The following is a 25,454-nucleotide window of genomic DNA, read 5'->3' on the forward strand; positions in this document are numbered from 1 at the left end:
AAACATTCGATTAGCGATAGCTCCTTTCTCGTCCTTACGGAACTCTGCATTGTTTAGCCGGCCTTCTTCTTTGCACCGGTCATAAGAAGTTCGTTTACGACGACTTCCGTGAGGAATTTCTGTTCACCCTCACTATCCGTGTACGAACGAGTTTGGATTTTGCCGTCAACGGCAACCTCACTTCCTTTTTTTAAGAATTCCTCTGCCAATTCGGCGGTTCGTCCCCAGGCAATCAGACGATGCCATTGAGTTTCTGTGACGAGATCGCCTTCTTGATTGCGATAGATCTCATTGGTTGCTACGGAGAACTTGGCGAGTTTACGACCGCTTTCCATTTCTTTGATTTCCGGATCAGCTCCAAGATTTCCTATGAGCTGAATTCGATTTCGAATACTAGACATATTATTTTTCATTAGTTCGAAGACGAAGAACACTAGAATGCCGCCAATCAGTCGGTAGGGAAACATTTATAAACGTTTCAAATAATAGCAATCAATAATCTGGACTAAATGATGCCTGGAAATGACTCAAACTAAATGACTTATATTAGTCTGATGCTTCGAGAGGACTTTCCATACATTCCGCTCCCAGAGGTTTTTTATCCTTTTGAATCAAAAGACCCCTTTAGCACATGCAGTCGTTGCAAGCGCCCTCTTCTTGCAGAGGACGTAGAGTACATTATTGAAAAGGCCCTGAAGCCAGGGGATACCATTTACGAGTATGCCGTGTGCTTTGCATGTATTGAAGATTCACGATCTCGTATTAGTGCGGATTCAAGTTTAGTCATAGAGCAATTCTTTAGAGAAAGGATGCGACCGATGCGTCATCGAGCGGAGATGCTGCGTAAATATGACCTGAATACTGAACTCTGGCTCGATCGTTGCATAGTTACGGGTAAGCGCGTCTCAGATATGGATGAATATCAAATCCTAGGACATGGGCACGGACCGTTTTTAGTCTTTTCCATGTTTCCCTATGCATTGGGCGAAGAAGCTTCAAGGGAGCTCGCGGATTTGATTTCTTCAAAGACTAAGGACGAGATGGACGACTTTGCCGACGAACTAATCGACATTCCGCCGGAATTGCGCGAACTTTGGAAACGTAAACCCGTCTTCCTTTAAGATGAGATCAGATATGAAAAGACTTTGGACTCTCGGTTTGCTGGTGCTGATTTCCCTGAATTCTTTCGGGCAGGTTAAGATTCAACCTCAGGCCGGGCTGACACTTTCACGTCTTACGACAGACGAAATCATTGACCAGAGCGAGGCACGCGTGGGTACGGACCTAGGCGTTTCGTTCCGTTTTGGTAAGAGATTTCATTTTTACCCTGGTGTTTATTGGAAAAGGTGGTCGTCTGACTTGGTCGTACTGGGATCCGATACCTTGGGTGCAGCTAATTTCACCTTAGATGTCCAATCTATTCAAGTACCGGCGCGATTAGGCTACAATATTGTCAATGGGGAACTGTTCAAACTTCGGCTTAACGGAGGACCTGCATGGACCCGTGTATTCAATCTTGAGTCGGATCCAAATGATCCCGAGGCTTGGAATATTGAAGACTTCAATGAAAACATATGGTCATGGCAAGCGGGGTTAGGAATTGATTTGTGGTTCTTGACTCTTGACTTAACGTATGATCAAGGGATAAATACCATGTTTGTTGAGGGGGATGCTGAAAATAGAATGCTCTCTTTAGAAATCGGTGTAGTCTTTTGATCCCGACCATAACTTGGGAGGATTTTTCAAAGGTTGACCTCAGAATCGGTGAGGTTATCGATGCTCAGCCTTTCCCTGAAGCCCGCAACCCAGCGTATATTCTTCGCGTTGATTTTGGACCCTTAGGAGTGAAGAAAACCAGTGCACAAATCACAGATCACTATACAACTGAGGGCTTGCTGGGTAAAAAAGTCGTTGCTGTTGTCAACTTCCCTCCAAAACAAATCGGACCTCATAAAAGCGAGGTTCTCATTCTCGGTGGACTTTCCGATTCAGGAGTAGTATTGCTCCAGCCAGACCAAATCGTGAAAAACGGCACTAGGATCGGTTAGGTGATTTTTCATTAATTTTCAGGTAGCAACACTTCCTAATTATGCCTGAACAATTGACCTCCGATTTCTTTTTGGAATATGAACCTATGCGCGATCTCATCGCCCAAGCAAGGGCGATTAAAGCCGATCCTGAGCGCGTTTATTCCGATATTATTGATGATGATGGGTATCAATATGCGGATCTCGTGCAAGAAGGGGGTGGAGTATTGGGCATCGCTCTCCTCGGATACACGCACATTATGGAGGAAGCGGGGATTCGGTTCTACGACTTAGCAGGGACTTCCGCTGGAGCCATAAATACCTTACTCATGGCCAGCATTGGCACAACCTCCGAGGCTAAATCGGTTGTAGCGCTAGAAGCATTGGCAGCACAAAACTTATTTGATTTTGTCGACGGGAATCCGAAGATCAAGAGGACCATTCAGCTGCTTATAGAGGGGAAAGGAGGCAAGGCCAAAAGGAGACTGATTTTCCAGGGAATAAAAATATGGAACCTCCTACGTTCAAAACTCGGCATGAATCCGGGTATAGTATTCTACACTTGGCTCGAGAAGCTCTTAAAAGATCAGGGCGTGGAGTCAACGTTAGACCTAGAAAGAAAAAGGGTTAACCCAAGTGGTTTTAGAGACAGGAAAGGGAACAGCATTGAATCGAAGCCCAAGTGGACGGTAATAGCTTCGGATGTCACTACAAAGACCAAGGTTCAATTCCCAGCGATGGGTGAGCTGTATGTTTCCAATCCTGATCAGGAGAATCCAGCCCGTTGGGTGAGAGCGAGCATGTCCGTTCCCATTTTCTTTGAACCCGTTCGTTTCAGCACTATTCCTCAGGGACCGGAGGCCAAGGAGCGCTGGTGGGAACACGCGCGCTATAAAGGGCCCATTCCTCCTGAAGTGGAAATGGTCGATGGCGGAATGCTGAGCAATTTCCCCATTAATGTTTTTCATCGAAAGAATGCGGTCCCGCGAAGACCAACTTTTGGGGTGCGTTTGTCACAGTACCGTGAAAACTACGGGTCCACAGGAAAGCTCATGCCGTTTATGGGCGCTATGATCAGTACCATGAGGCAAATACACGATCTCGATTTTCTATTGCGCAACGAGGATTACAGCCACTTGATTTGTCGCTTAGATGTAGACCAGAAGTTTCATTGGCTCAATTTCAATATGACCAATGAAGAGAAAAGGGACTTATTTCTTTATGGGGCTAAAGGCGCAATTGATTTTCTTGAGCGATTCGATTGGGAGAAGTATAAAGGTGTCCGACAGTCGCTAATCCATAACCCTATAGCATAGGGTCTTACCTTTTGGCATATTGGGGAATTAAGGTCCATTCCTAGTCCTCGTAGCAGTGCAAATTTGACCTATGTCAAAACACTGTCTACATTGTCAAGAACGCATTACTGGTCGAGTGGATAAGAAGTTCTGCGACGACCATTGCCGGAATGCGTACCACAACGAAATGCGTCGAGCGCGCAGCGCCGAATGCCGTCCCATTCAAAAGCGGATTGCTAGGAACTACAAAATTCTTCAGGAGCTGCGCGCTCGAGGCGTGCGAGAAGTTCACGAAGCATTCTTAAACGGAAGGGGCTTTGATCACCGCTATTGTACCCAGAAGTCGAGCCGTGAGGATACCATCGTATTTGACCTACAATTGAAGAAGTACGGGGCAGATTTGTACAAGCTAGAGGTCTGCGATATTTAGGTAGAATCCCTTAATTTGCAACAAAACCTAATGAGTATGCGAATCGGTTTCGGTCTGTGTTGTTTGATGTTGCTGGCTGTTGGATGTACTGACACCTATAATCCGGAGAGAAATTTTAGAGCTGATGGCGAGGATATCGAATTGGTCTTTCTTACTGCTGAGGATAGTTCTGTTATTGAGTTGCCTGAAGGGCATTTTCGTTTCGACAGGTCCTTAATCTTGGATGGAGTTCGTCACGTAACGGTTCGAGGGGCTGGAATGGACAAGACTGTTCTGAGTTTTCTTGATCAGAGCGAAGGGGCGGAGGGAATTCGGGTTGTCAATAGCCAGAATGTCGTCTTCGAGGACTTTACCGTTGAAGACGCGGAAGGAGATAACATCAAAGTGATGGATACCGATGGAATTTCATTTCTCCGTGTCAAAGTTGCTTGGACGGGTCCTATTGATGAAACGAATGGAGCCTACGGCTTTTATCCTGTTCAATGCCGAAATGTTCTGATCGACGAGTGTGAGGCCATGGGGGCTAGTGATGCTGGTATTTACGTAGGCCAATCAGACTCAGTAATTATCCGAAATAACAAGGCATATATGAATGTCGCTGGAATCGAATCCGAGAATTCGAGATGGGTAAAAATCTATGGAAACGAAGCCACCGACAACACAGGAGGCATCCTCATTTTTGACCTACCTGGACTGACTCAGTTTGGAAAAGACATTGAGGCCTACGACAATGTAGTCGTTGAAAATAACCGTAAGAATTTTGCGCCTGAAGGAAACATTGTCGCCGCCGTTCCACCTGGTTCAGGATTCATGATTCTGGCAACAGAGGATGTTTACGTGCATGACAATGAGATTCTGGAAAATAGGACGGTCGGTGCAGCTATTATTAGCTACGCACTGGTGAGTGAGTTGACAGGCGATAACGACTCCGAGAACTCAAATGCGGGTAGCGCCCAACAGATTAACCGCAAGTATGAAGAGGATGCGGCCTATAATCCGTATCCAAGAGGAATTAGACTGGAGAACAACACCGTTTCGAACTCGTATGTCCTTCCTGCTACAAGCCATGATTTTGGCCGTTTGTTTCTGTTGAAGTTTCCTTTCGAAACCCCAGACATTGTGTACGACGGTGTTCTTCCTCCTGGTATTTCCGACCGTCAGGAACTTCAATCTTCCGAATACAAGATTTGCCTCGCAGAGGATATCGAAACGAGGTTTGCGGATTTGGATGCCGGCAAAGGCTTCGAGGCCATCAGCCATGACAAATCAATTTTTGCTTGCCCATGAGACTCTGGGTATTCATCGGAATTTCCTTAGTTTTTTGGGCCTGCGGCCCGAAGGATTCCCAGGAAGATTCAGCTAAAGCGACCATCAAGTCCGATACTGAGCTCATGAATCGAGCAATCGCTTTGAGTGAAAAAGGGTTCGGACGATCGCGACTGAGCGAATACGGCTTTTTTGAAACTCCGATGTCCAAGCTTAAACCGGCTCATGGACTCGTTCTTCCGTATTCTTTGAATACACCACTTTTCACCGACTATGCGGACAAGGAGCGATTCATTGTACTTCCTAACGAAGAGGCTAAAATGGTCTACGACGATCGAGACGTGCTTCAGTTTCCAGAGGGAACTATTATCGTCAAGAATTTCCTTTATGAAAAGGAGAATAAAGGATCTGACCAGAAACGCAGAGTCGTTGAAACACGTCTTCTCCAGCTTGAACAAGGCGAATGGAATCCGATCAGCTATGTATGGAACGAGGAGCAATCGGAGGCCTATTTGAGTGTAACCGGTGCTCGACTTGACCTAGCTTTCGAGCATGCTGGTGTTGAGCGCGATTTGACCTACAAGGTTCCAACCATCAATCAATGCAAAAGCTGCCACATGCTGAACGGTGGTATTACGCCTTTGGGACCCTCAGTACGGCAACTTCATAGAGATGAAGGAAGCCATGTAGTAGAGTGGATAGAAAAGGGATACCTCAAGGGTGCACCCGACTCGGGGTGGCCAAAGCTGGCTCAGTGGGATCAACCCCATGAACGCTTGAACGATAGGGCTCGAGCTTACTTGGACATAAACTGTGGGACTTGTCATCGGCCCGGAGGGCCAGCGAAAACAAGTGGTTTAGATCTATCTGTTTACGCTCAGGATGGTTACGAATTGGGGATCGGTAAGAAACCAGTGGCCGCCGGGAAGGGTTCAGGCGGGCGCTTGTACGATATAGTTCCTGGCGCACCGCAGGAGAGCATTCTACTCTATCGGATGGAAAGTCTTGATCCCGGTGTTATGATGCCGGAATTGGGGCGTTCATCTGTGCATCGTGAAGGGGTGGAACTTATTCGCGCTTGGATTGAAGAGATGGAGGAAAACAAACAAATTAGTCTTATTTTTGCTCCGAATTAAAAGCATTGTATTGTGTCAGAAGCACTAGATCCCCGAATTGCCAAGTTGAAAGAGCGTATTGACGCTTGGAAAAGCAAAGTTGAAGGTTTCGAAAAGGAATACTCCAGTAACGAAGCGGACGCTGTTTACGGGCGTTTTGATCGTGTGGAAAACATGAAGAAGAACGTAGCTCGTTTAGAGGAGTACTTCAATGAGATTCAAGGGAAAGCCGGAGCTGAGTACATTCAGATCAGCAACCAAATGGAGGCTTACTTCATCTCGTTGGATATTTCAGAGCATAAGTTGCCATTAAACGTGTTGCAACAAGACCCGAAAGGGGCGTAAGGATACGTTAGGGTAGAACACATTGAGCCTCGGAGTCGTTGACTTTGGGGCTTTTTTATTTTGAGGCTGATTCGACTTCGACTTCTTTAGCTTGGGCAGCTGGCTTTTTCAAAGCCACTTCTGCGGCTCTTCGTCCACTGTATAGCGCAGCCTGTAACGAACCGTTGAGCAGGTAGTCTCCCGCTAGATATATTCCGTTTTGATAGATGACGTCCTGATCTTCTAATTCCATGTCGAATACAGAAGGTGAGGGGAGTGCTCTTGAAATAAAATAGGAACGAAGATGTTGCCAGTCGTTGACTTCAGGTCCAAAGGCTTGGGAGAGTTCACTTTTAACGAGTTTCTGTAGGTCGCGTTCACCGAGCTCGGTATCTCGGACCACGGATACGGAAATGAGGTGTTTCCCTTCAGGAGCTAGCTTAGGGGATAGGTTGGTTAATACGGCTAGATTATTGACCCATCGAGATCCGCCATAATTCAAGGCGATGAGCTTATCGCTAAATGGAGCTCTGTCCGCAGAAAAATATAGGTTCACTACGGAACGATAGGGCTGATGCTCCTCTACGAAATTCCGAAGCATATTTGTCGGGTCCGTGGCCATGATGATAATGGGCGCTTCGAAGATCTTCCCAGAGCGCGTTTTAACACTTCCACTGCGAATGTTACGTACTTCCTCTCCGTAGACTATGGTACCCTCTGGCAGTTTTGATGCCAATTGATCGGCAAGTGCACCCATACCCATAGCCGGTATCGCCGCGGGCGCCTCACTGAACATCTTCATGACGAATTCGAACATACGTTGAGGGGTTTCAAGCCCTTGCTCTAGAAAGATTCCCGTCATAAAGGGCTCCAAGAAGCGATCGACAAAAGTGTTGCTGAAGCCTTGAAGCTTTAGGTATTCCCGTGTGGTTATTTGATCCTGTTGGAAGAGTTCTGCTGGCGTGGCTCGTTTCCATCGCGCCGCAAGGCGCATAAGAATCGTCAAATCACGAACAGTCGCCAGGCCACTGCGCAAGGTGGGGACAAACTTATCTCGATGGCGCTGCGGGTTGTAAAAGCGGTTGTGGCGCCGTCCTTGAAAGACCAGGGCGCCACTTTCAAAATTGCGAAGGTCAAGAGCTTCGTAATCAAAGTAGCGCTGGGCTTCTGGGTAAGCGGTTAAAAGAACTTGGAATCCACGGTCCAATCGAAAGCCTTGAACTTCATCGGTTCTTACGCGCCCTCCAGGTTGCTTTCCTTTCTCGATGATTTTCACCGATTTCCCGGCTTCCCTTAAGTGTTGGGCTGCGACGAGTCCGGCCATACCGGCCCCAACTATTACTGCATCTACGGATTCCGCCATTACGTTCTGCTTTGAGGCTAATATAGCTTAAAGTGGGAATTATATTATCTTCGATTACATGGCGAAACAGCAGACAAGTACCTCGGATCCGGGATTAGGTCAAAAGTACCTGGGAAAGAGTAAACGCGTCATTAATAGAGATGGGACCTTCAACGTTCGAAGGGACCACACTGGTGATTTTTTCAGGGATTCATATAAATGGCTGATCGAAATGAGCTGGCCCAAATTCTTGGGCTTGATCTTCGGTCTGTACTTTCTGGTCAATGCGTTCTTTTCTCTGATCTACTTGGCCATCGGTCTCGATAGCCTTCAGGGGCTGCCGCCAATCGATACAGGGCTCGATGCCTTTCTCTATGCCTTTTACTTCAGCGTACAGACCTTTACCACAGTAGGGTATGGTGCTATCTCGCCAGTAGGTCACCTAGCTGGGTTGATCAGTTCTTTTGAAGCTCTGCTCGGGCTTATGGGTTTTGCACTTGCTACAGGGCTGCTCTATGGGCGATTCAGTCATCCACAGGCTAAAATTGGCTTTAGTCAAATCGCGCTCGTCACGCCTTTCAGGGATCAAACGGCCCTGATGTTCCGGATTGTCAATCTCCGTCACAACATATTGATGGAAATGGAAGCAACGGTGATGTACAAGTATGAAGTGATGAATGAAGGTCATATAGAGCGCCGGTACCACCGACTTCCGTTGACCTTGGACAAGGTTACCTTCTTTCCGATGAACTGGACCTTGGTTCATCCTATTGATTCCGAAAGTCCTCTATACGGTTTAAGTGCGGAGGACGTGACAAAGAATGGGGGTGAGATACTCGTGCTCTTGAAGGGCTTCGATGAGAGCTTCGGACAAACGGTTTATACGCGCTACAGTTATACGGCAGAGGAGATTGAGTTTGGCCGCCAATTTGAGCGGATGTTCTATACGAACGAAGTAGGGGATGTGGTCGTAGAGACGGCCAAACTCAGCAAGACGAAATCGATTTAATCGTCCTCGTATTGCTTCAATTCTTCATCGATTATCTCCTCGATGCGTTTTCTGGTGATGTCATCCAGTTTGCTGTTTAGCTTCGCCTGCTTCTTCATGAATTTGAGCATGTCCTTCTTCTTGATTTCATAAGCGACGAAGATGCGGTACTTCTGCTCATCTGTGTAGAAGACTTCCTCATCGAACTTGCGCAGATCGGCCATAGGCGTGTTCATGACTTCTCGCACCAAGCTCTGAAACTTGTCCGCGACATCAGCATTATTGGCGTTCTCGGTTTGCCCCAAGTATTGATCAGCTACACGCTTCATATTGGTACCGACTTGCGAGGCCAGACGCTGTTTGGCGTCGAGTTCGGCTTTGTCGCGAGCGATATTGTCTTTCACGCTTTCGCCTGAGCCTACGGCTCGAAACCACTTTTTGTCACTTTCATACTTATTGCCGCTAAAAGGTTGTTTCACCTTAGTGCCATAAGTGCTTTTACAACTGATCTGTGCCGTACCAATGAGTAGGGCAAGTAGGAGGGGGAAAAAGGCTATCTTCGTTTTCATCGCTTTTGGATTTGATGCACTTAGAATAGAATAAAAATCGTGCCAAAAAACGAATCACGCCGTTCTGATGACCTAGGCGTCCTCCCCATTCCTAAACTTCTCCTTCAACAAAGCATTCCGGCTTCCATTGGATTCTTGGTGATGTCCATCTACAATATTGTGGATACCATCTTCGTAGGACGCTATGTGGGTAGTGAGGGAATTGGTGCGATTACTGTCGTACTTCCCATTAGTTTTTTAATCTCTTCCATTGGGATGGCCATTGGAATAGGGGGGAGCAGTATCATCTCTAGGGCTTTGGGCGCAAGACAACTGGATCGGGCGAATCTGGCCTTTGGCAACATGATTTCGGCTGTCTTTGTGCTGGGCGCGGTGTTTGTTCTGCTCGGCGTGCTTTATGCGGATCCGATTCTGAGCACGTTTGGTGCAAAGGGAGGGATTTTTCCCTATGCGCAGCGTTATTTCATGATCATTCTTTACGGACTTCCGGCGCTGATCATAGCCATGATGGCCAACAATGTGATGCGGGCCGAGGGGCGGCCCAAGGCGGCGATGTATGTATTGGTCATACCGGCCGTGGTCAATTTGATCTTGGATCCGATTATGATTGTTTGGCTGGACTTGGGCATTGAAGGCGCAGCGTATGCGACAACCATAGCCTATATAGGTTCGGCGCTGTTTTCCTTGGGGTATTTTGCCTTTGGTCGATCTGAACTCACCTTGAGTGTCGAAAACTTGGTGCCGGACTTGAGCATCATTCGGGAGACCATGAGTATTGGTGGCATTACAATTGCCCGGCAGGCGGCCATAAGCTTGTTAAGCGTTGTTTTGAATCAAGCGCTGTTTCGCTACGGGGCGGAAACCGGTGTTGCCGTCTGGGGGATCATCAACCGCATCATGATGTTTGCCTTATTCCCCGTGATTGGAACCATGCAAGGCTTTATGCCCATTGCGGGATTCAACTATGGAGCACAGTCTTGGGACCGAGTGAAAGAATCCATTGGAGTGGCCTTTAAGTACGGGAGCATTTTAAGTGTAGGGGTCTTCTTCGGAGTGATGTTCGGCGCTGAAGCACTGACAAGGGTCTTTACCACGGATCCGGAACTCATAGCACAGACGCCAAGACCAATGCGCTTCGTGTTTTCTCTGACGCCCATTATTGCGGTTCAACTCATTGGAGCAGCCTATTTTCAGGCGATAGGGAAGGTATGGCCGGGCTTGATACTGACCCTTTCCAGACAGGCCTTTCTGTTGATTCCGTTTATTTTGATTTTACCCCGGTGGTTTGACTTGGACGGGGTATTCTTCAGTTTTCCCTTAGCCGACGGCCTTTCCACTTTGATTACCTATGCTTATTTGAGGTACCACCTCAAAACTTTAGGGGTGCAGAAAACCTGAAGCATCGGCCCGTAGGGCCAAAAAAAAGCCCTCCAAAAGGAAGGCTTCTCTATTATTATGTTAACTCTCTTATTTGATCTCGACCAATTCGATTTCAAAAGTGAGGTCCTTTCCAGCCAATGGGTGATTGGCATCGACCATGATACTCGTCTCAAGAACTTCAGAGACAATCAAAGGCATTTCGCGTCCGTCTGGAGTGCGGCTAAACAGCGTCATTCCGACTTCAGGCTTGATTTCTTCAGGCAATTGGTCTTTGGGAACTTCCTGAATCATTTCCTCGCGACGTTCGCCGTAGGCTTCGGCTGCAGGAATGTGAACGGTTTTGGTCTCACCAGTTTTCATGTCGATGACGCCATTCTCGAAACCGGGGATTAATTGGCCTTGACCAAGGGTAAATTCGAGCGGCTCACGTTCGCGTGATGAATCGAAAATTTCTCCATCCGCTAGAGTTCCGGTATAGTGGACACGTACCGTATCGTTTTGTTTTACTTGACTCATTTGAGTGTATTATCGTGTTAAGAGCTGCAAAGGAACGAATTCTAAGTGGTTTATGTTCAGTACATCATGAACTACATATGTCCTATAATTAATATTATGTTAATTAGTAATTTGAGTTAAAAAGAAGCCCCACGTCTGTGAGGCCTCTATTCTATTCTTATCTCAGGAGATTATCCTTGCAGCGCGTCAATGCGCTTTTTCATTTCGATGGACTTGTCCGTCATATCGAGTTTGTAGTATACTACCTTCAAAGCGTCCAAAGTCAACAAATCCTCTGGCATAAGCTCGAGGGCTTTCTCGAAATACGGCAAGCTTTTGCGGAAATATCCGAGTTGCTCTTCTTTGAGTTTCTCGTATTCTGAATCGGAAACGCCATCAGCGTTCAATTTCTCCACCATTCCGTTGGCGCGCTCTACCCAGATTACACCGAGTGAATAATGTGCTTCAGGCAAAGAATCGTTCAATTCAACTGCTTTGCTCAAAGCTTCCATAGCCTTCTCCTCATCGCCGAGTTTCAATTGGATGGTTCCCAAGGCGTTCCAAAGTAATGCATTTCCTGGATCAGCTTCTACAGCTAAGTTCAAGGTTTCGGTCGCTTTTTGATCGTCGCCTTTACCGATGTAGTAATTCACTTCCTCGATCAACAGATCACGATCAGAAGGATATTTCTCACGGCCTTCACGAACAACGGCAATGGCACCTTCCTCGTCTTCCATTTGCTTGTAGATCTGGCTCAAAAGCACAAACGTACGCGCTCCTTGATAATCCATTTCGATAAGCATTCGATTCAAGCGAATAGCTTCTTCGTACTCTTCTCCGTACTGTGCCATCAAAGCGGCGTTGTACAAAGTCGTAGTGTCTACTTCACCTACGATTGGATTCTTTTTCAACTCGTATGCACGCTCGAAATCGCTTCTTGCTCCAGAGAATTCTTCGGTGTCGATTTGGTCAAAGGCACGGTTCAAGTATCCGTTGATGACATACGCGTACAGCTCTTTTCCTTCCTTGGTGTACGAGCCTTTTTGGTCCACAGCAAAGAGTTCTTCGAGAGCATCCGCGGCTGTACCCAATGCAGGTTTTTTGTATTCTGCGAATTGTGGATCGTTAGAAACGGAAATGCGCTGGTAAATCATAGCACGGTGGTACCAAAACTTGGAGGCCACCTTTTCTTTTACGACGCGGTTTTCAGCTCTCGCTTCCATCATCTCGTCGTAGGCTTGGTCGATATATCCTTTGGCTTCTAACCAATCATCGGCGCGTAGGCGAATGATGGCGGTACTGGTTGCAGCTCCCTGAGCCATTGATACCGCAGAGATCAATACTGCGGCGAAAAGGACAACTAACTTTTTCATTTTCATTAATTGGTCTTGGGTTCGCGTCAAAATTACATCTATTGTGGGCATAAAAAAAGCCCGTTTCATGAAGAAACGGGCAATTTCTGTACCAAAGGTGTGATTTAGGCCTCTCCGCCCTCTTCTTGATCGTTGGTTTCAGTGCCTTCTTCAGCACCTTCTTCAGAGAGGATTGGGTTGCCATCTTCATCCAATAAAGGCTCGTCGTCATCTTCAACGGCTACTTTGGTCACCGCAGCGATTTCATCGCCTTCACGAAGGTTAATCAATCGAACACCTTGCGTTGCACGTCCCATTACACGGAGCTCTTCAACGCCCTGGCGAATGGTGATTCCGCTCTTGTTGATGATCATCAAATCATCAGTATCTACAACGTTTTTTATGGAAATCAACTCCCCAGTTTTGTCGGTGATGTTCAGTGTTTTCACTCCTTTACCACCACGGTTCGTCTTTCGATAGTCGTCAACCTTGGTACGCTTACCGTATCCGCGCTCACTGACCACGAGGATATCCGATTCAAGGTCATTGACGCAGACCATACCGACGACTTCATCGTCATCTGAGGCCAAGAGCATTCCGCGAACTCCGGAGGCTGTTCTTCCCATGGGGCGGACAGCTGACTCGTCAAATCGAATGGCCTTCCCGTTACGGGCCGCCATGAGGATTTCACTGTCTCCGGTAGTCAATTTAGCTTCCAAAAGCATGTCTCCTTCTCGGATGGTAATGGCATTGATTCCATTCACACGCGGACGAGAGTACGCTTCCAGGCTGGTCTTCTTGACTTGGCCAGCCTTGGTGCACATCATGATGTAGTGACTGTTGATGTAGTCCTCGTCTTTGAGAGAAGTCACGTTAATGAAGGCACGTACCTTATCGTCGGACGGGATATTGATCAAGTTTTGAATGGCTCGACCTTTAGATCCCTTCCCTCCTTCTGGAATCTCGAAAACGCGCAACCAGAAACAACGGCCCTGCTCGGTGAAGAACAAGAGGTAGTTGTGGTTACTGGCGACAAAGAGGTATTCAAGGAAGTCCTCGTCGCGCGTGCTGACACCGCGATGTCCTACCCCTCCTCTACGCTGCTTCTTATATTCGGCGAGAGGTGTACGTTTGATGTACCCCAAGTGCGAAATCGTGATCACCACGTCCTCGTCCGGAATCATGTCCTCGATGTTGAGATCTCCACCGGCGTAGTTGATCTGTGTACGACGCTCATCCCCGTACTTCTCTTTCATTTCAAGCAATTCTTCCTTGATGATCTCCATACGCTTGTCCTCGCTATCCAAGATGGAACGCAAGTACTCGATGGTCTTCATCAATTCTGCATGCTCTTCTTTAATCTTATCGCGCTCGAGTCCGGTAAGCTTCTGCAAGCGCATGTCCAGAATGGCCCGCGCCTGGATTTCACTCAAGCTAAACTCACTCATTAAGCCATTACGTGCGTCTTCAGGGGTGCGGCTTGCACGAATTAAGGCAATAACCTCGTCTAGGTGATCCAGCGCGATCAGGAGCCCTTCGAGAACGTGAGCTCGCTTTTCCGCTTGTTCCAGTTCGTACTGGGTGCGGCGTACGACGATTTCGTGACGGTGATCCACGAAATGAACGATCATGTCCTTGAGGTTGAGCTGCTTTGGGCGGCCACCTACCAAGGCAATGTTGTTCACGCTGAAAGATGTCTGAAGCGCGGTGTATTTGTACAGCGTATTCAAGACAATGTTCGGGATGGCGTCGCGCTTGATGATGTACACGATGCGCATTCCGTTCCGATCACTTTCATCACGAATATCGGAGATGCCCTCGATCTTTTTGTCGTTGACCATATCGGCCGTCTTCTTGATCATATCGGCCTTATTGACCTGATATGGAATCTCCGTGACGACAATAGCCTCGCGACCATCTACCTCCTCGATGTTCGCATTGGCACGCATAACTACGCGTCCTCGACCCGTTTCAAAAGCCTCGCGAACTCCTTCATAACCGTAAATCACCCCTCCCGTCGGGAAATCCGGTGCTTTCACATGCTCAATGAGCTCACTGACTTCGATGTCTTTGTTGTCAATGTAGGCGCAGGTGCCGTCCACCACTTCACTGAGGTTGTGAGGTGGCATGTTCGTGGCCATACCGACTGCGATTCCAGATGCTCCATTCACCAAGAGGTTTGGAATCTTGGCAGGTAGTACGGTTGGTTCTTTGATGGTGTCGTCAAAGTTGAGCTGATGGTCAACGGTGTTTTTATCAATGTCCGTCAACATCTCTTCGGCCAACTTCTGCAAGCGTGCTTCGGTGTAACGCATGGCCGCTGGACTATCTCCATCTACGGAACCAAAGTTACCTTGGCCATCTACCATCATGTAGCGCAGTGACCACGGCTGGGCCATACGCACCATTGCGTCGTACACGGCAGTGTCACCATGTGGGTGAAACTTACCCAAGACCTCCCCGACAATACGCGCTGATTTCTTGTATGGGCGGTTCGACAAAACGCCCAATTCATACATCCCAAAGAGGATTCTACGGTGCACCGGCTTGAGTCCATCGCGGACATCTGGCAAGGCGCGTGACACAATGACCGACATCGAATAATCGATGTAGGCCGATTTCATCTCCTCCTCAATGTTTATGGGAACAATTCTCTCTTCACTCATGCTCAATCCAGGTTGTGAGAATTAACTTTTTAATAACGTACGAATATACCAAAACGACGTCCTGTCAGGGTTGCTGAATGGCATGAAAATTGGACTTTTTTGCACACGCACTGTTGATAAAATGATTTTGACGTTAAAGTCGTTTTAATAGTGCATTGGCTACATTTGATATAAACCCTTGAGGTAGCACTTGCGTTACCTCTGAAACACCAAGCAAATGGACGAAAATTTTTCACCCCGAGTCAAAGATGTGATCGGCTACAGCAAGGAGGAAGCTCTGCGCTTAGGGCATGATTACATTGGCACGGAGCATTTAATGCTTGGTTTGATTCGCGAAGGTGAAGGAATCGCTATTGAGATTTTAGAATCTCTGGGCGTTGACCTTCCTGCCTTTCGCAAGAAAATTGAGTCGATCAGCAAAAGCGATTTGACGACTAAAGTGAGTAAGCGTACCAACTTGCCCTTAACGCGTCAGGCTGAGAAAGCCTTGAAAACGACTTTCTTAGAAGCTAAGCTGTTCAAAAGCAGTGTGATCGGTACGTCTCATCTTCTCCTTTGTATTTTGCGAAATGAAGACGATCCTGTATCCCGCATCTTGCGTCAAAGCGGTGTGGATTACGATAAAGTGAAAGAAGAATATCAAGCGCACTACAGCGAGGACTCCAATTTGGGGAACAAACCAACCTCGGACTTGCCCTTTTCTGATAAAGACGATGACGAATTTGAAGATGAAGGAAAGAGCAATCCGTTTAGCTCCGGAAGTTCTAAGAAGAAAACAGATTCTAAATCCAGTACGCCAGTACTCGACAACTTCGGTCGAGATCTGACTAAGCTGGCTGAAGATGATAAACTAGATCCGGTCGTAGGCCGGGAAAAAGAGATCGAACGCGTTTCGCAGATCTTGAGCCGACGCAAAAAGAACAATCCTCTACTCATCGGTGAGCCCGGTGTGGGTAAATCGGCGATAGCCGAAGGATTGGCTTTGCGTATTGTGAAGCGAAAGGTCAGTCGAGTCTTGTTTGACAAGCGTGTCATCACTCTTGATTTAGCTTCTCTTGTGGCGGGTACCAAGTACCGCGGTCAGTTTGAAGAGCGTATGAAAGCGGTGATGAACGAACTCGAAAAGAACGACGATATCATCTTGTTCATCGATGAGATTCACACCATCGTGGGCGCAGGAGGGGCAGCTGGATCCTTGGATGCCAGCAATATGTTTAAGCCTGCCCTTGCCCGTGGTGAGATTCAATGCATCGGTGCAACCACACTAGACGAATACCGTCAGTCAATCGAAAAAGACGGAGCCTTAGAGCGTCGATTCCAAAAAGTGATGGTGGAGCCCACCTCGCCGGAAGAAACGCTGGAGATCCTAAAAAACATCCGTGAACGATACGAAGATCACCACAATGTGAACTATACCAATGACGCACTGGAGGCTTGTGTCACCTTGACGTCTCGGTACATCAGTGATCGCTTCCTTCCCGATAAGGCCATTGATGCCTTAGATGAGGCGGGAAGCCGTGTGCACATTTCGAATATTCGCGTTCCAGAAACGGTTGTCCAGTTGGAGAAAGACCTCGAAGGTATTCGAGCAGAGAAAATCCAAGTGGTAAAACGCCAGAAGTACGAAGAAGCAGCGCGATTACGTGATGATGAAAAGCGCATTGAAGCCGAGTTGGAAGCAGCGAAGCGTCAATGGGAGCAAGAAGTCAAGAATCACCGTGAAACCGTGGACGAAGACAATGTTGCGGAAGTGGTGGCCATGATGTCGGGAATTCCCGTGCAGCGCATTGCTCAAAACGAGAGCAATAAGCTCAAGAACATGGCTGCTGAACTCAAGGATAAAGTGATCGGTCAAAACGACGCGGTGGACAAGGTGGTAAAAGCCATCCAGCGAAACCGTGCCGGGCTGAAAGATCCTAATAAGCCGATTGGAAGTTTCATTTTCCTCGGACCTACAGGTGTCGGGAAAACAGAGCTCGCGAAGGCCTTGAGCACCAAGCTCTTCGATACAGATGACGCTTTGATTCGTATTGATATGAGCGAGTACATGGAGAAATTCGCCGTGTCTCGTTTGATCGGAGCGCCTCCGGGATATGTCGGATATGAGGAAGGTGGTCAGCTCACCGAAAAGGTGCGCCGTAAACCTTACAGCGTTATTCTGCTCGATGAGATTGAGAAAGCACATCCCGATGTGTTCAACCTCCTACTCCAAGCCTTGGACGATGGTTTGATGACGGATAGCTTGGGTCGAAAAATTGACTTCAAGAATACCATTGTCATCATGACCTCCAATATTGGTTCTCGTCAGTTGAAGGACTTCGGACAAGGAGTTGGATTCAGCACCACAGCTAAGCAGGACAGCATGGATGCCCATGCCAAGAGCGTAATCGAGGGTGCCTTGAAAAAGGCCTTTGCTCCGGAATTCTTGAATCGTATTGACGACGTTGTCCTCTTCAATAGCCTAGCTAAGGAGGACATCTTCAAGATCATCGATCTCGAATTGGACAAACTCTACCAGCGTATTACTGAATTGGGATACAAGGTGCAATTGAGTGAGAAAGCCAAGGACTTCATCGCTGAAAAAGGCTTTGATCGAGACTTCGGTGCTCGACCATTGAAGCGAGCCATTCAACGCTATATGGAAGACCCATTGGCAGAGGAGATCATCAACTCTTCGATTTCGGAAGGAGATACCGTAAAGGTTGATTACGACGAAAAGAAAGAGGAGATTACCGTGAAGGTCAAGAAGAAGGCCAAGCCAAAGAAGGCTAAGGATGACGCTCCAAAAGCGGAGAAAGAAGATCCGGCGAAGTCTGAAAAAGAAGACTGAGGCCGATAATCATAGAAAAGCCCCGACTTGAATACAGTTCGGGGCTTTTTTTATGGATTTAAATCGTCTTTCGAAAGGCGGCTTATTCTTCGTCTCCTTGGAATAAGTTCATCACCTCTTGGCTAATACCGGTATTGCTGAATCCGCCGTCGTGGAAGAGATTTTGCATGGTCACCATTCGCGTGAAGTCCGAGAACAGACTTACGCAGTAGTTCGCACAATCTTCGGCTGAAGCATTCCCAAGCGGGCTGATTTGATCCGCGTACTTGAAAAAGCCACCAAATCCTTTAACACCTGACCCGGCAGTTGTCATAGTCGGTGATTGAGAGATGGTATTTACGCGCACATTCTTTTCCTTTCCGAAGTAGTACCCGAAGCTGCGGGCGATGCTCTCGAGATAGGACTTGTTGTCCGCCATATCGTTGTAATCTGGGAATACTCGTTGAGCAGCTATATAGGTCAAGCCTAGGATGCTCCCCCACTCCGACATCGCATCTTGTTTGTACAAGGTCTGCATCATCTTGTGGAAACTCACGGCACTCACGTCCCAACCCTTAGTCAGCCAATCGTAGTTCAGATCCGTGTAAGGGCGTCCTTTACGCACGTTCACCGACATTCCGATACTGTGTAACACAAAATCCAACTTTCCGCCTAAGATTTCTTGAGAACGCGTAATCAAGTTCTCTAGGTCTTCCAATGAAGTCGCGTCGGCTGGAATCACTTCCGCTCCGCATTTCTCCGCGAGGTTGTTGATTTCTCCCATACGCATGGCGATGGGCGCGTTGGTCAATACAAACTGCGCACCTTCTGCATGTGCAATTTCAGCGACTTTCCATGCAATGGACTCTGCATTCAAAGCGCCGAAAATAATTCCTTTTTTTCCTGCTAAAATTCCGTTAGCCATAACTAATTTGTTTGGGTTACAAATATAACAATTGACCTTAGCCAGCCACGCGATCCTCTAAGAGCTCTCGTGCATTCTGCCTTGCTGCGTCGCTTTTCCTCGCCCCGCTCAACATAGAAGCCACCTCCTCTACTCGATCCGCGCCACTTAACTCCTTGATATCCGTGTAAGTATCCTCTGCTCGCAGCTCTTTATAAACCTTGAAGTGCTTGGACCCTTTGGCTGCAACTTGAGGTAGATGCGTAATGCAAATCACCTGCATCCGGGAGCCCATTTCCGACATCAAGGTACCCATCCGATCGGCGATTTCTCCGGAAACACCGGTGTCAATCTCGTCAAAGAGAATGGTCGGCAGCTGCTTATACTGGGCCATCAGGTTCTTCATTCCGAGCATGAAACGACTCATTTCTCCTCCACTGGCCACTTTTTTCAAAGGCTCAGGGGCTCTCCCTTTATTGGCAGAGAACAAGAACTCCACGGTTTCAAGACCCTTGTCACCAGGCTCTTCGGTCTCCACCCAGTGCAAGTCAAAGGCCGCATCTGGCATGCCCAGTCTGCTCAGTAAGGCCTCTAGCTCTTTGATGAGCGGTTTTTGCGCCTCACGGCGCGATGCCCCTAGTTCCCGGCCCAGTTCCAACAGCTGTTCGTGCAGTATCCCGCTTTCTTTTCTGGCCTCTACAAGTCGATCGCCCAAGGAGGTAACATCAGAAACCTTGTGCTGAAGCTCTTCTTGCTTTTCGAGTAGACCAGACACGTCTTCGACGTGATGCTTCTGCATGAGGTTGTGCAGCAGGTCAATACGGTTATTCACCTGCTCCAATCGCGCGGGGTCTACAACTACGTCGGCCGCTGCGCGATTCATTTCGAAGCTCAAGTCATCCCACTCGATCAACTGCGCCTCGATCCGTTCCATCCAATGGGCATAGGTGTCGCTCCAGGAGCTGAGGCGACTTAATTGAGAACGTAATATCTTGATATTGTTGATAATACCTGACTCATCTTCATCCAATAGTTGAAGTCCACTGGATAGGCTTTCTCGTATGTCCTCCGCATGTTCTAAGGTCTTGGCTTCTTCTTCAAGCCCTTTGAGTTCATCAGGTAAAAGGGCTGCCTCTTCGAGCTCGTTCAGCAGGAACTGATGGTAGTCCAGCTCATTCTTCTGTGACAGCTCTTGTTGTTCCCAGACCTTGATGTCCCTTTGGAGTTTTGACCAGTTTCGATAGCAGTCCCGGTAGTTCTTGAGGACTACGGCATTTTGCGCCAGTCCATCCACAAGGTCTAATTGAAAGCCTCCATCCGCGAGCCACCTCGTTTGATTCTGACCGTGAATGTCGATGAGGAATTCGCATAGCTCCCTCAAGACGGGCAGCTTTACAGGTGTGTCGTTTACAAAAGCTCTTGACTTTCCCGAGGGGATGATTTCTCGTCGAATGATGCTGACTTGCTCGTAATCTAAATCATGCGCTTTGAAAAAGGATTCCAAGGATAATGCGCCAAGGTCAAAGTCGGCTTCGACCACGCATTTTTGCTCCGGATCACGCAGGATGCTCAGATCGGCACGCTGTCCCAGAATCAGCCCGAGTGCACCGAGCATGATGCTCTTTCCTGCACCGGTTTCACCAGTAATGGTGTTTAGGGCGGCATCGGGCCGTAGGCCCAATTCTTCAATTAAAGCGTAGTTGGAGATTCGCAGCTCTTTCAGCATACGAGCGAAGATAGAAAACTTAGTTGTTGGTGCCGAGCTTGTCCCATAGTTGAGACTGCCCCGGGGCCAGATCAGATAAGAGCTGGACTACCCTAGCCTTATCTTCGACTAAATCAGTGCTGTAAATGTTCGCAATTTCCTGTGCCTTAGCGTCGAAAAAGACGGACATCAAGAAGCTGTTCGGACGGTTCCGATGCACTTTGTGCATTTCCTCGATGGAAGCGGTGATGTTTCGTCGGCCCTCTGCGTCGTCTTCCGTCATCTGATCCAGTCCCTGGCGGTGGTACAGGTACAACCCGTTGCGGAAGGGCTCAAAATTCTGGTCAAAGAAGAGTTCTGTGAGCCAATAACGGTTTCGGTTGCTCTCAAAGGGTTGCCATCCGCTTGCCTCGCGATCGCCCTGAGCATTACCCACAATCTTTTGTGCTTTCAACAGGAACGGCTCCCCTCCTTTCGGAGAAAAGGTCTCCATGTCCAGTGCAATAATCATGTAGGCGTAATAAGCCAAAACACTGGTGAGATTGGATAAATGAGTGTTCTCATTGAAGTCCAATGGGGCAAACTCGAGGTAACGGAACCAGAGGTTGTTGTCTTGCCAGTTGAGGACGGTGGTGTTGTAGCTAGAGTTATACACGGGGCGAGAGCTTTGAACGCTGATGGTTCCGGAAAACTCATCCGCAGAGATCTGATCCGTAATGTTGATTTGAATGGAGCATTCAATGCGCTCTTCCATGGTGTATACCTGGTCCGTCCAGCGCTTGTTGTTCATGAATTCAAAAATGGCCTGCTGCAAGGTTTGAAAGACTTGCTTGTTGGAGCTTTGAACTTGCGGGCTGATCACCTGCACACGGCAGTTCAATTCCTGTGCCTCCATGCGCGATGCAGGCAGAACCAGGATTAAGGCCAAAAGGGAAAGCGCTAACTGCTTCACTGAATCCATTCTTTTTCGAGGAAATCGACAATGTCACTCGCGATTTCCGATTTACTTTTTAACCCGATTTTGACCTGCTTATTGTTCCGGTCAATAATCGTGACTTGATTGGTGTCGTGGCCAAATCCAGCTCCTTCATCTTTCAAGGAGTTTAATATAATGACGTCGAGGTTCTTGCGCTTGAGCTTTCCCTCGGCATTGGCTTGCTCATTGTCCGTCTCCAGTGCAAAGCCGACCACCACCTGAGTAGTTTTAGATGCTCCCCACTCTGCCAAGATATCAGGATTGGCGCTCAATTCAATAGGCGGTACACCGCCCTCCTTCTTGATTTTCTGTGTTGCTTGATGAGCGGGCTTAAAATCCGCTACAGCTGCACTGGCAATGGCCAAGTGGCTATTCTTAAATTGCGCCTGAGCGGCGCGATGCATCTCTTCAGCGGTCTGCACGCGCTCCGTGATCAAATTCGGATGATCTGGTACCGCGATGTGCGTGGGTCCGAGGATCAATTGAACTTCGGCGCCACGGTTCAAACAAGCTTCTGATAAGGCGATTCCCATTTTTCCTGTGCTGCGGTTGCCGATGTAGCGTACCGGATCAATGGGCTCTTGGGTGGGGCCTGCGGTAATAACCACCCGCTTTCTCGCGAGGGACCCTTTAGATCGAAACTCTTCTTCGATATAGGCACGGATATGCTCTGGTTCTGCCATGCGACCTTCTCCGTGTAGGCCACTTGCGAGCTCACCACTCTCCGCAGGAATAACACCGTTCCCGAAGGATTCCAACTTCGCTAGGTTATCCGCCGTGCTTCCGTGTCGGTACATGTCAAGATCCATGGCAGGAGCCACGTAAACAGGACATTTGGCCGATAAATAGGTGGCGACAAGTAAATTGTCCGCTTCACCACGAGCCATTTTGCTCAGGGTGTTAGCGGTTGCCGGGGCGATGATCATGAGATCTGCCCACAATCCCAGTTCCACGTGGTTGTTCCATACCGCACCGTCGTCTTCCTCATGGGTAAACGAGGTGAGCACGGGATGCTTGCTTAACGTAGATAATGTCAGGGGAGTCACAAAGTCTTTGGCAGCCGGTGTCATAATGACCCGCACTTCTGCTCCAGCTTTGATGAATTCGCGCACAATGTGCGCCGATTTATACGCGGCGATACTGGCGGTCACCCCGAGCAATACCTTTTTGCCGCGCAACATGGTCTTAGGCGTTTCCTTCTTCCTCTTCCGGCATGCGGTAGTGGATCTTATCTTCCAACCACTCTTGAATTGCAATCAAGGTTGGTTTAGGAAGGCGCTCGTAAAAGCGACTGACCTCAATCTGCTCTTTGTTCTCGAATACTTCGTCCAAACTGTCGGTGTGCGTAGCGAATTCGCTGAGCTTCGCCAACAATTCCTCCTTGATCTCTGAGTTGATCTGATTGGCGCGCTTGGCCAAGATGGAGATGGATTCGTAAATGTTATCCGTTCCCTTGGTCATGGCGACCGGGTTCCGGGTTTCTGTACTCTTAGAAGCTTCTGTCTTCTTGTAATTCATTAGAGCTGCTCTTGATTTCTAAATTCTTCTAGATCGCTATTGATCTTGTCGTTTAATTTGTCCGCGTCTTTTCTCCAATCGCTCTCCGGGAACCAACGAACAAAGTTCTGGTAGGCCCGAGTCGCATTTTCATACCGCTCTTCTTTTTTGTAATCGACTGAATTAGCGGCCAATAAGTAGTTAGCGCGAATCTGCAAATATAAGGCCTCTTCGCGATATTCTGTATCCGGGTAATCGTTCAGCGTGTTATCCAAGGCGAAAATGGCAGACTTGTAATCCCCAATCTTCAAATACTGCTTCCCGATTTCGAAACTTTTCTGCTCTAGTTTGTCGCGCAACTTGTCAATGTAAATCGTTGCTGTATCTACCCTAGCGCTGCCCGGATGGGTGTTGATGAAGAGCTGAAGTTCGTTGATGGCCTTGTTGGTACTGCTTTGATCCAAGCTGTATCTCGGCGAATCGAGATAGTAGCAATAGGCTGCTAAATATGCGCACTCTTCTGCCTTCTCACTTTGCGGGAAAGTGGTTGAGAAGTTTTTAAAGTGGTAAGCGGCAAGGATATAATCTTCCATACCATAGTGCGTCATGGCGTAGTAGTAATACACCTCTTGACTCTTTGCTGTTCCCCGATAAAGATTCAGAAGCTCCTCAAAGAGTGGATACGCCCGGATGTAATCCTGGCGATCGTAGTATTTCTTGGCTACCTCCAGCTTATAGTTCAAATCTGGACTCTTCAGAGCTTTATTGTACTCGGAACAGCCGGTGAACAAAAGGAAAGTAATCAGGACAAAAGAGAATAAACGCAATACGCCTTTTAGCATGGTGCAAAAGTACAAAAATGTAATGTGAAAAAGGGCTTAGAAGAAGGCTCCAACACGAATCACCCATGGTGATCCGTAGAATCCATCCTGGCTTTGATAGCTCAAGTTGTACAGTGCAGTTATCATAATGGGACCTTGACGGAGTCCACCTCCGACGAAGAAATTGTCAAACCATTGACGCTGAAAGCTCTGGTCGATGGGGTTGTATAACTCTCCATTGAGGAATTCGTACTCGGCCCAAGCGAAAATCTGAGGCGTGATGTTGAAGGTTCCAAACGTTCTTCCACCGTAGTACGAATTGGTAAAATCCGGCGTATAGCGCGTGTCTTTGTAGTACAGGTACGTTCCACCGACGCCGAGCATCAATCGTTCTGTAGCTTGATAACCAACCAAGGGAGATACTTCAATGGAGGTGACCGTTCCAAAGGTCAATCCCAAGTTTCCGCCAAAGCGTAATTTATCGACAAATCGCTGTCCACTTTGACCTTGTTGCTGGCTAAATCCTTGGATTCCGGCCGCTAAGGCCAAGAGTAAAAAAAGCTTCTTCATATCACATAATCAACTCCATAAAAGTAGAAAAAGTGTCTGAAACCAGCGGTTTACTCCTCTAAATCACCTTCGTGCCCGATCAAGTACATTTTTTCGAGCAACTCTGATGGATCGGGAATTTGGGTCCAGGACTCTTCTTCCGGATCATCCGATCGGAATTTGGTGATGTCGAACTCCTCTTCGAATCGATAGATGCGCCATTTCCCGTGGTGATACTCGAGGGCTGAAAGATTCTCGATCCAGTCTCCCGAATTTAAGTAGGTGACTCTTCGGTTTTTCTTTTTCACCACTTTCATTTGGGGCTGGTGAATATGACCGCATATGACATAGTCATAGTTCTGATCCATGGCAAGCTCGGCTGCAGTCTCCTCAAAATCGGAGATATATGAAACCGCGCGCTTTACCGAGTTCTTAATTTTCTTCGACAATGACATGCGCTCTCGCCCCAAGACCTCTAACACATAGTTCACCAAGCGGTTGATCAAGATGAGCAGGTCGTACCCCCATCCCCCCATCTTAGCGAGCCACTTGGCCTGTTGGATACTCGCGTCAAAGATATCCCCATGAAAAATCCAGGCTTTTTGATACCCTATAGGTAGGATCATTTTGTCTCGGAGGTGGAAGTTGCCCAAGTCAAAGTCGGAGAACTTGCGCAGCATTTCATCGTGGTTTCCGGTAATGTAATAAACCGGCACCCCTTTTGCGGCCATACCAATGATCTGTTTGGCAACGTTCATGTGGCTTTTTGGCCAATAGCGCTTTCTGAATTGCCATATATCAATGATGTCCCCGTTGAGGATGAGTTTCCCCGGTCGAATGGACTTTAAGTAGTGCGAAAGTTCCTTGGCATGACAACCGTAGGTTCCCAGGTGGACGTCTGATATGATGACTACATCTACCTTACGGCGCTTCACAAGTCGATG

25 protein-coding genes are annotated in these 25,454 nt (G+C 47.9%); 11 read left to right on the forward strand and 14 right to left on the reverse strand.

Features of this window, described 5'->3' with window-relative positions; translation table 11 throughout:
- Positions 1 to 53 precede the first annotated feature (53 nt).
- The gene (gene ssb / locus HZ996_09365; GenBank protein ID QTN40032.1) at positions 54 to 401 is read right to left on the reverse strand and encodes a single-stranded DNA-binding protein; all 348 of its coding nucleotides are present in this window, start codon (positions 399 to 401) and stop codon (positions 54 to 56) included.
- Between the two features lie 153 nt (positions 402 to 554).
- On the opposite strand from ssb, the gene HZ996_09370 reads away from it, so the two are divergent.
- The 8 genes from HZ996_09370 (at position 555) to HZ996_09405 (ending at position 6,478) form a co-directional block, all read left to right on the forward strand.
- The gene (locus HZ996_09370; protein ID QTN39339.1) at positions 555 to 1,121 is read left to right on the forward strand and encodes a hypothetical protein; all 567 of its coding nucleotides are present in this window, start codon (positions 555 to 557) and stop codon (positions 1,119 to 1,121) included.
- A gap of 13 nt (positions 1,122 to 1,134) precedes the next feature.
- Entirely contained in the window at positions 1,135 to 1,716 is a 582-nt protein-coding gene (locus HZ996_09375; protein ID QTN39340.1) for an outer membrane beta-barrel protein, read from the forward strand.
- Positions 1,716 to 2,048: a tRNA-binding protein gene (locus HZ996_09380; protein ID QTN40033.1), complete on the forward strand. Its 333-nt coding sequence runs from the start codon at positions 1,716 to 1,718 to the stop codon at positions 2,046 to 2,048. The genes HZ996_09375 and HZ996_09380 overlap by 1 nt, the downstream gene beginning before the upstream one ends.
- A gap of 86 nt (positions 2,049 to 2,134) precedes the next feature.
- Complete coding sequence (locus tag HZ996_09385; GenBank protein QTN39341.1) at positions 2,135 to 3,343, forward strand: patatin-like phospholipase family protein; 1,209 nt, start codon at positions 2,135 to 2,137, stop codon at positions 3,341 to 3,343.
- Positions 3,344 to 3,413: 70 nt separating this feature from the next.
- Positions 3,414 to 3,752, forward strand: coding sequence for a hypothetical protein (locus HZ996_09390; GenBank protein ID QTN39342.1), 339 nt, complete (start codon positions 3,414 to 3,416; stop codon positions 3,750 to 3,752).
- A 36-nt stretch (positions 3,753 to 3,788) separates the two neighbouring features.
- Complete coding sequence (locus HZ996_09395; protein ID QTN39343.1) at positions 3,789 to 5,039, forward strand: right-handed parallel beta-helix repeat-containing protein; 1,251 nt, start codon at positions 3,789 to 3,791, stop codon at positions 5,037 to 5,039.
- The gene (locus tag HZ996_09400) at positions 5,036 to 6,154 is read left to right on the forward strand and encodes a hypothetical protein (GenBank protein ID QTN39344.1); all 1,119 of its coding nucleotides are present in this window, start codon (positions 5,036 to 5,038) and stop codon (positions 6,152 to 6,154) included. The genes HZ996_09395 and HZ996_09400 overlap by 4 nt, the downstream gene beginning before the upstream one ends.
- A 12-nt stretch (positions 6,155 to 6,166) precedes the next feature.
- Positions 6,167 to 6,478, forward strand: coding sequence for a hypothetical protein (locus HZ996_09405; GenBank protein QTN39345.1), 312 nt, complete (start codon positions 6,167 to 6,169; stop codon positions 6,476 to 6,478).
- Positions 6,479 to 6,533: 55 nt separating this feature from the next.
- Here the strand turns inward: HZ996_09405 and HZ996_09410 are convergent, their stop codons facing one another.
- Positions 6,534 to 7,820 carry an FAD-dependent oxidoreductase gene (locus HZ996_09410; GenBank protein ID QTN39346.1) on the reverse strand — a complete coding sequence of 429 codons (1,287 nt, stop codon included), beginning with the start codon at positions 7,818 to 7,820 and terminating at the stop codon, positions 6,534 to 6,536.
- 58 nt (positions 7,821 to 7,878) lie between these two features.
- On the opposite strand from HZ996_09410, the gene HZ996_09415 reads away from it, so the two are divergent.
- On the forward strand, positions 7,879 to 8,808 hold the full coding sequence (locus HZ996_09415) for a hypothetical protein (GenBank protein ID QTN39347.1): 930 nt from the start codon (positions 7,879 to 7,881) through the stop codon (positions 8,806 to 8,808).
- On the opposite strand, the gene HZ996_09420 is transcribed toward HZ996_09415, so the two are convergent.
- Complete coding sequence (locus tag HZ996_09420) at positions 8,805 to 9,356, reverse strand: hypothetical protein (GenBank protein QTN39348.1); 552 nt, start codon at positions 9,354 to 9,356, stop codon at positions 8,805 to 8,807. The two genes, HZ996_09415 and HZ996_09420, sit on opposite strands and share 4 nt — an antisense overlap.
- A gap of 30 nt (positions 9,357 to 9,386) precedes the next feature.
- Between HZ996_09420 and HZ996_09425 the strand changes: the two genes are divergently transcribed.
- Positions 9,387 to 10,754 carry an MATE family efflux transporter gene (locus tag HZ996_09425; GenBank protein ID QTN40034.1) on the forward strand — a complete coding sequence of 456 codons (1,368 nt, stop codon included), beginning with the start codon at positions 9,387 to 9,389 and terminating at the stop codon, positions 10,752 to 10,754.
- Positions 10,755 to 10,823: 69 nt separating this feature from the next.
- Here the strand turns inward: HZ996_09425 and HZ996_09430 are convergent, their stop codons facing one another.
- From HZ996_09430 to gyrA, 3 genes are all read right to left on the reverse strand, one after another.
- Positions 10,824 to 11,252: a peptidylprolyl isomerase gene (locus HZ996_09430; protein ID QTN39349.1), complete on the reverse strand. Its 429-nt coding sequence runs from the start codon at positions 11,250 to 11,252 to the stop codon at positions 10,824 to 10,826.
- Between the two features lie 170 nt (positions 11,253 to 11,422).
- Entirely contained in the window at positions 11,423 to 12,604 is a 1,182-nt protein-coding gene (locus HZ996_09435; GenBank protein ID QTN39350.1) for a tetratricopeptide repeat protein, read from the reverse strand.
- A gap of 104 nt (positions 12,605 to 12,708) precedes the next feature.
- Positions 12,709 to 15,249 carry a DNA gyrase subunit A gene (gyrA, locus tag HZ996_09440; GenBank protein QTN39351.1) on the reverse strand — a complete coding sequence of 847 codons (2,541 nt, stop codon included), beginning with the start codon at positions 15,247 to 15,249 and terminating at the stop codon, positions 12,709 to 12,711.
- Positions 15,250 to 15,466: 217 nt separating this feature from the next.
- Between gyrA and HZ996_09445 the strand changes: the two genes are divergently transcribed.
- Complete coding sequence (locus HZ996_09445) at positions 15,467 to 18,079, forward strand: ATP-dependent Clp protease ATP-binding subunit (protein ID QTN39352.1); 2,613 nt, start codon at positions 15,467 to 15,469, stop codon at positions 18,077 to 18,079.
- An 82-nt stretch (positions 18,080 to 18,161) separates the two neighbouring features.
- Here the strand turns inward: HZ996_09445 and HZ996_09450 are convergent, their stop codons facing one another.
- The 8 genes from HZ996_09450 to HZ996_09485 are packed head-to-tail and all read right to left on the reverse strand — an operon-like array spanning position 18,162 to position 25,445.
- A complete protein-coding gene (locus tag HZ996_09450) occupies positions 18,162 to 18,983 on the reverse strand; it encodes an SDR family oxidoreductase (protein ID QTN39353.1) in 822 nt (273 codons plus the stop codon).
- A gap of 37 nt (positions 18,984 to 19,020) precedes the next feature.
- Complete coding sequence (recN, locus tag HZ996_09455) at positions 19,021 to 20,688, reverse strand: DNA repair protein RecN (GenBank protein QTN39354.1); 1,668 nt, start codon at positions 20,686 to 20,688, stop codon at positions 19,021 to 19,023.
- A gap of 19 nt (positions 20,689 to 20,707) precedes the next feature.
- On the reverse strand, positions 20,708 to 21,628 hold the full coding sequence (locus tag HZ996_09460; protein QTN39355.1) for a DUF4835 family protein: 921 nt from the start codon (positions 21,626 to 21,628) through the stop codon (positions 20,708 to 20,710).
- Positions 21,616 to 22,824: a bifunctional phosphopantothenoylcysteine decarboxylase/phosphopantothenate--cysteine ligase CoaBC gene (gene coaBC / locus HZ996_09465; GenBank protein ID QTN39356.1), complete on the reverse strand. Its 1,209-nt coding sequence runs from the start codon at positions 22,822 to 22,824 to the stop codon at positions 21,616 to 21,618. Before coaBC ends, HZ996_09460 begins: the two co-directional genes overlap by 13 nt.
- Before the next feature lie 4 nt (positions 22,825 to 22,828).
- Positions 22,829 to 23,161 (reverse strand): DNA-directed RNA polymerase subunit omega, encoded by a 333-nt coding sequence (locus tag HZ996_09470; protein ID QTN39357.1) that lies wholly within the window; start codon positions 23,159 to 23,161, stop codon positions 22,829 to 22,831.
- Positions 23,161 to 23,982, reverse strand: a complete 822-nt coding sequence (bamD, locus tag HZ996_09475; protein QTN39358.1) for an outer membrane protein assembly factor BamD — start codon at positions 23,980 to 23,982, stop codon at positions 23,161 to 23,163. Before bamD ends, HZ996_09470 begins: the two co-directional genes overlap by 1 nt.
- Positions 23,983 to 24,018: 36 nt before the next feature.
- Positions 24,019 to 24,531 carry a hypothetical protein gene (locus tag HZ996_09480; protein QTN39359.1) on the reverse strand — a complete coding sequence of 171 codons (513 nt, stop codon included), beginning with the start codon at positions 24,529 to 24,531 and terminating at the stop codon, positions 24,019 to 24,021.
- Positions 24,532 to 24,581: 50 nt separating this feature from the next.
- Complete coding sequence (locus tag HZ996_09485; GenBank protein ID QTN39360.1) at positions 24,582 to 25,445, reverse strand: UDP-2,3-diacylglucosamine diphosphatase; 864 nt, start codon at positions 25,443 to 25,445, stop codon at positions 24,582 to 24,584.
- Between the last annotated feature and the right edge of the window lie 9 nt (positions 25,446 to 25,454).

Source organism: Cryomorphaceae bacterium, from assembly GCA_017798125.1.
Lineage (GTDB): Bacteria > Bacteroidota > Bacteroidia > Flavobacteriales > ECT2AJA-044 > ECT2AJA-044.